This is a genomic window from Xenorhabdus vietnamensis (assembly GCF_002127535.1).
GTDB lineage: Bacteria > Pseudomonadota > Gammaproteobacteria > Enterobacterales > Enterobacteriaceae > Xenorhabdus > Xenorhabdus vietnamensis.
This window is the reverse complement of sequence record NZ_MUBJ01000037.1, coordinates 4,723-10,581: the sequence shown is the minus strand read 5'-3', so window position 1 is coordinate 10,581 and position 5,859 is coordinate 4,723. Positions and strand designations below refer to the sequence as shown.

At 43.5% G+C, this 5,859-nt stretch carries 6 protein-coding genes and 1 pseudogene; all 7 read left to right on the top strand.

Annotated features, from left to right (window positions below):
• Positions 1 to 1,269: pseudogene (locus tag Xvie_RS18905) on the top strand (hypothetical protein); the annotation flags it as partial.
• 55 nt (positions 1,270 to 1,324) lie between these two features.
• The gene (locus tag Xvie_RS18900; protein WP_086110686.1) at positions 1,325 to 1,723 is read left to right on the top strand and encodes a hypothetical protein; all 399 of its coding nucleotides are present in this window, start codon (positions 1,325 to 1,327) and stop codon (positions 1,721 to 1,723) included.
• Between the two features lie 279 nt (positions 1,724 to 2,002).
• Positions 2,003 to 2,446: a hypothetical protein gene (locus Xvie_RS18895; protein ID WP_086110685.1), complete on the top strand. Its 444-nt coding sequence runs from the start codon at positions 2,003 to 2,005 to the stop codon at positions 2,444 to 2,446.
• Positions 2,447 to 2,453: 7 nt separating this feature from the next.
• Positions 2,454 to 2,933, top strand: a complete 480-nt coding sequence (locus Xvie_RS18890) for a hypothetical protein (RefSeq protein WP_086110684.1) — start codon at positions 2,454 to 2,456, stop codon at positions 2,931 to 2,933.
• 101 nt (positions 2,934 to 3,034) lie between these two features.
• Positions 3,035 to 4,492, top strand: coding sequence for a DNA circularization protein (locus tag Xvie_RS18885; RefSeq protein ID WP_244175736.1), 1,458 nt, complete (start codon positions 3,035 to 3,037; stop codon positions 4,490 to 4,492).
• Entirely contained in the window at positions 4,489 to 5,580 is a 1,092-nt protein-coding gene (locus tag Xvie_RS18880; protein ID WP_086110682.1) for a phage baseplate assembly protein, read from the top strand. Before Xvie_RS18885 ends, Xvie_RS18880 begins: the two co-directional genes overlap by 4 nt.
• Positions 5,570 to 5,859, top strand: a 290-nt coding sequence (locus Xvie_RS18875) for a phage baseplate assembly protein domain-containing protein (protein WP_244175735.1), incomplete at its 3' end; no start/stop codon positions are given. The genes Xvie_RS18880 and Xvie_RS18875, both read left to right, overlap by 11 nt.

Genomic DNA, 5,859 nt, shown 5'->3' with positions numbered 1-5,859 from the left:
CCGTCTGAGACCGAGAACAGACTGATAGTGAAATTGGGGTTAACCCCCGAAATTTTGGCCTTACTCAGAGAAGGTAAAATACAGGAACGGCTGGATAAAGCGAAAAAGTACGGTCAAGCCATAACCGAAGAAGAAAATCAAAAACTCACTGACTTCAATACCGAAGCTAATGAGGTTGGTGCAAGAATTGATGGGATGTGGAACCGAACAAAGATAGATGCTGCTACATGGTTTTTGGACAAAGGTAAAGAAGCAGAAAAAACCCCCGCGTGGCAAACCATTAAAGATATCAGGATGCGCGAAAGCGACACCGCCGACAACTTCTATCATGGAAACAAAGAAAAGGATATTGTGAAACGGGCCATTCGGGACAAGGAGTTCATTAGCCAGTTAACCTTTATGGAAGAGTTCCGTCTTCTTCGAGAAAAACCGGATGAAAACCTGCAAAAGAAACTGAATGATAGATATGGTGAGTCATGGGAAAGACAGAAAAAAGCGCACGAGGCTAAGTCTAGTGCGCCAAAAATCCTAGCATTGCCAAAGTATGAAGAACCCAATTACCCCAATCCATTAAAGAACTCAGCAAAGTTACCACGTGGTATTCGCAATAATAATCCCGGAAATTTAATCGCAGCGCCGAACGCAGTAGGTAAAGACTATGGCAAGACTCACACCTATGTGAAATTTGGTACAGCACATGACGGGATATCTGCTATGGCGCGTCAAATAATGCTGGATGCAGAGAGAGGGCTAAATACGATCACTTCTCTATTATATAAATACGCACATCCCAAGGCGAGGAATAATACGCCTGCTTATATCGAGAGGGTCTCCAATCAAACTGGTTACGGACCTAATCAGCCTATAAACATGCACGACCCGAAAGAGTTAAAAAAAGTGATGGGCGCGATGATTGTGGTTGAAAATAATTCAAACCCATACAGTGATGAACAGATGAGCGCAGGGATTAATGATGCTATTCACGATAATAGATGGAGTGGGTTGCGCAACCCTCAGATACTCAGGGAGCAGCGCCAGCAATACAGTAATAGTGAACAAAAACAACCATTCCCATCACTTTACAGTAAGAAAAAGGATATTGAGTCTGAGGTAGAAATAGCAAAAGGTATGGCTAAGGCATTCCAAGAAGCTATCGGTGATAAACCATTTCAAATGGAAATTTCTTTAGTTAATGATAAGACTGGAGAGCGTCAGCAATTTAACTCAAAATCTGGTGGCAGAGTAACTACATCAATGCGATATCCTTGATTTTCTGTTCTCACTTGTTTAAATGATGTTTAGTCCTTTAATAAAAGAGGTATTTATGTCTATCTGGCAAGTCATGTTATTACTTATTCTCTTATTCTTTATTGCATTATTCTTTTCTTTTAAAAAAGAAAAAACAGGACTAAGAACTACAATGAGGGTGTTATCTATTGCTATCCCTATTATTTTGGTTTCTGTGTTTTTTGTAATGAAAGATGCAGTCAGTCAAGGTTGCTATAGTGATGAGCAGAATTTTTATGAAAAAGGAGGCACTCTTTGTTATGGAACGGGCAGAATCACACAAGTGACTATAGATGATAATGATTTTGAAATAGAGCGATTTATGGTTTTATCAAAAAATAAGGTAGTTATTCACACGAAAGATGATGGTGATTTTGTTGGAACATATTCGGATGGTATATTCATTGTGAAGTGGCTTGATGATTTAACTTATTAGAAAATCTAGCAATTTTCGTGGCCCCATGATGGGGCTTTTTGTTGTTTATTTTTAGATTTATTTATATTTTAATATTAAATATTTTATGTATCTAATTTTTTTCAAAAATAGCATCACTGAATATGTAATTATAAATATTTTATAAACAGAAAATAAATAATTTCATATGAATTATTGTCATATATTTTTTATTTTTGTATTTTCAGAATTGCCGCGTAATGGCAAATGCCTCATGTTAAAGCGACATGGTGAATTTTTATTTTCAAATAGGAAACAACGATGAAAAAATTATTCGTCGTCATTCTGACGATTTTTTGTGTGGCGTTTGGTTCACTGTCTCATGCCAATTCTTTGGAAGTTCCCGATAAGAAGGTTTGTAAACATAAAGTCGTTAATGAACTGAATTCATTTAAACGGAAAATTTATCATTTTGGAAATCAAACGTTTCAATTAGATAGAAAGGGAATGAAACACATTCTTGAACGACATCACCCTTGCTTTTGGAATGGTTCAATTAAAGATACGCAAAGTTTTTTATCGCCTGATATGTCAGTAAAAGAGATTGTTTACGCCATTCAGAGTATAATGCATGAAAACAGAGATGTTTTAATAAAAAAAGGAAGTAAAAGATTTTATCAGATTAAAGGACGGTACAAAGGTCACTGGTACAAAGTTGGATTTAATAGAGGAAGAATTGCCCAGTTTTATCCAATGGTAGAATAGAGGTAAAATGAAAAATATAAATATTAATTCATATATTAAAATTGGAGATGAATTTATTGATTTTTTCCAATATGAAGGCAATATAAAGGATGATATCGACGACATTGATTATGTTGAAGGTGCATTGGAATTGACCATCAACGGTAAATTCCTTATCACTAAAGCAATGTGGGATGATATCAATCACCTTTGGGGTTATTTCTCGGAGGGATTATCATTACTCTATGAAAATAAAGAATTTGAATGTGGCTTTCCTGATCAACCAATAGAAGTGAAGTTCGTTCCATTAAAAGGACATAGACGAGTATGTGTAAGTGTATGTCGACCTTCCCGTCCAGAGGTGAAAACTTCTATTGAGAAAAATGAATTTTTAATTGCAATGCGAGATCATGCAATCGAATTTTTTGAAAGGTTGGGATACTTAGCTCCTGAAACAATACCTGATACGGCCTATGCCATACAAGATTTAAAAAAAATTGAATTATGATAGCGATAATATAGTCAACATAATTAGTAGAGATAAATTATATAACTAACCCGCGCTGAGCGGGTTAGTTATATCTAAATCTGTTAGTTATATCTAAATCTATGCCGCCTTGTGCGGTTTTTTTATGTCCAAATTTAAGAGGGGTATGTATGGCATTTATTAAAGACGCCATTTCTTCATTGCTGGGTGGCGGCAATGACTCATCATGGAAATGGTCAGAACATTTGCATCCCGCCTCGTTTCGCGGCGTCCCATTTGCGGTGGTTTCCGGTGAGAGCGTTTTTGGTCGTCGTCAGGCCGTGCATGAATACCCGTACCGCGATACCGCATGGATTGAGGATTTAGGCCGCGCCACCCGAAAAATCACGCTGCGGGGATTTATTGTCCAGGACAGTCTGGTTTATCACGCGCCCGACGTGATCACCCAGCGTAAAAATCTGGTCGCCGCCTGTGAAACAGGCTCTACAGGCACGCTAATTCATCCCACTTTGGGTGAATTAACGGTCAGTGTGACAGAGAGCGGCCTGCGCATGAATGAGAGTGCCGAGTTCGGGCGGGTATTCGAATTCACCCTGACGGTCATCGAATCCGGGCTACAGGTTTTTGCTGTCACAAACAGTACAAAATCAGCAACCGGGGTTAAAAACCACTGGCTGCGAACCTACACCACCATGCTGGCGAAATATGTTTCGGCCGTCAGGGGGGAGATCCGTTCAGTCGTGCAGGGAATGAAAACCATTAAAGCGACCGCCAACCAGTGGGTTGGCATGGTGACCCGCTCAGTGGATGAGGTGACGAATCTCAGCGATATGCTGAAAACAACGTTTGGCAGCGAGCGTTACGGGCGCTATCAACGCGGGAAAATTGGCGGTGCGGTATCCGGGGCCACGGGCGTCAGGTCGCGTGATAACCAGACCCATCATGATACTGAAATCGTTCAACAGACCACGGCGGCAGTGGTGATGGGGCGTAAAGCTGTCTCTGAATCTATCGATAACATGACGCATTCGTTGACTGTGGAGGGATTCAGTCAGGCTGCGCAGGGCGTCGTGGAGGCGATTATCCGTTCAGCAGGCAGCACGGACGGGAAAATCGCTATTTTTGAACATTTGTCATCATTTCAAAATACCCAATATCAACCGGGTTCTGTTGATCGCCACGTGACTGACATGACGGTGTTGTTACTGGTTGTGTTGTCTGCCGGGGCAATGGCTCAGGTCGGTAGTGAATTCACGCCTGCGAACACTCACGAGGCTAGTGACCTGCAAAGGCGCGTGTGTCATGTGCTGGATACTGCGTTAGTGATGTCCGGTGATTTGGGTATGGATGACATCTATCAGTCTCTGATGTCGCTGCGATATGAATTTGTCACCGGCGCAGAATTGCAGGGGGCAGAATCAGGCCGGCTCGCCCAGTTTACTTTGCCTGCAGTATTGCCGGCACTGAATGTGGCCAACCGGATTTATCAGGATGCCGGTCGCAGCGATGAACTGGTTCAGGCCACTAACCCTCGCCACCCGGCCTTTATGCCGGTCAAATTTGAGGCGCTGCGCAAATGAAAAAAAATGCAAATGAGTTGTCATTGGTGATTGGTGGTAAACGGATTTACGGCTGGGACAGCATTCGCGTGACGCGGGGTATTGAGCGGTTGCCATCCGATTTTGAACTGATGTTGATGGACTATTATCCCGGCAGCAGTGAAAAACAGCTGGTTGAGGCAGGCCAGCCCTGCAAGGTTCTGCTGGGCGATGATCCTGTTATCACCGGTTATATCGATATCTGGAATTCATCCATCAATAAATCAACCCACCAAATTCGTGTTACCGGCAGGAGCAAATGCCAGGATTTGGTGGACTGCTCGGCTAAATGGCCGCAGAACGTTATTTCGTCCGCGACGGCGTTGCAGATTAGCCAGAAACTGGCGCAGTGGTACGGCATAGACGTGACGTCCGATGTGACTGATATGAAATCCGTGCCGCAATTTACCCTGAACTGGGGAGAGTCCTCACAGGAAATCATTGATCGCATCACCCGCTGGTCCGCCTTGCTGTATTACGACACACCAGACGGCAATTTATTTTTGACCCGCGTCAGTGACAAAGTGGCGGCGAGTGGTGTGGCCCAGGGGAAAAATATCGAGCTGGCCGATTACCAATCTTCCATGAATGAACGATTCTCGGAGTACAGCGGCCTGTCGATGAATGTCAGCGGGTTAAGTGAACTATCAGCAGGGAAAGGCTATGAAGTGGTGACGATTGCCACGGCGAAAGATCCTGAAGCGGAAAAAATGCGTTACCGTAATTATGTCACCATTATCGAAAGTACTCTGCATACATGGGGAAAGCAGCAGGATTCGATTAACTGGGAAATGAACCGCCGCTACGGGCGCTCTAAGGTGCTCAAAGTGCTGGTTGACAGTTGGCGAGATGTGGGCGGAACGCTGTGGACACCCAATACCCTGATACCGATCCATTTACCCGTCTTCGGGCTGGAGTCTGAACAGTGGTTGTTATCGGAAGTATCCTACGTTCGCAATAAAGATGATGGCACACGGGCTGAATTAACCCTGATGCCGCCAGCGGCGTTTACTGTTCAGCCCTATGAATTCTACGACACGATTATGGAGTCACGTGATTATGGACGTTAAAAATTTATATCGCCGCGCCATGATGATGTTGGGGCTGGGCAGGATCACAACCTGCAATGACAGCGGCGTCATCCAACAGGTGCAGTACCAAACCGTGATGGAGGTACGGGACAAAACAAACCGCATTACCGAGTTTGGTTTTTCGTCCGGACTGCCAGCCGGAACCGATGTTGTCCTCGTGTTTTTAGGGGGTGACCGCTCTAATGCGGTGGTGATTGGCAGTAACCATCAACAGTACCGGCACCGGGGATTAAATTCCGGCGAGGTGGTGGTGTATAA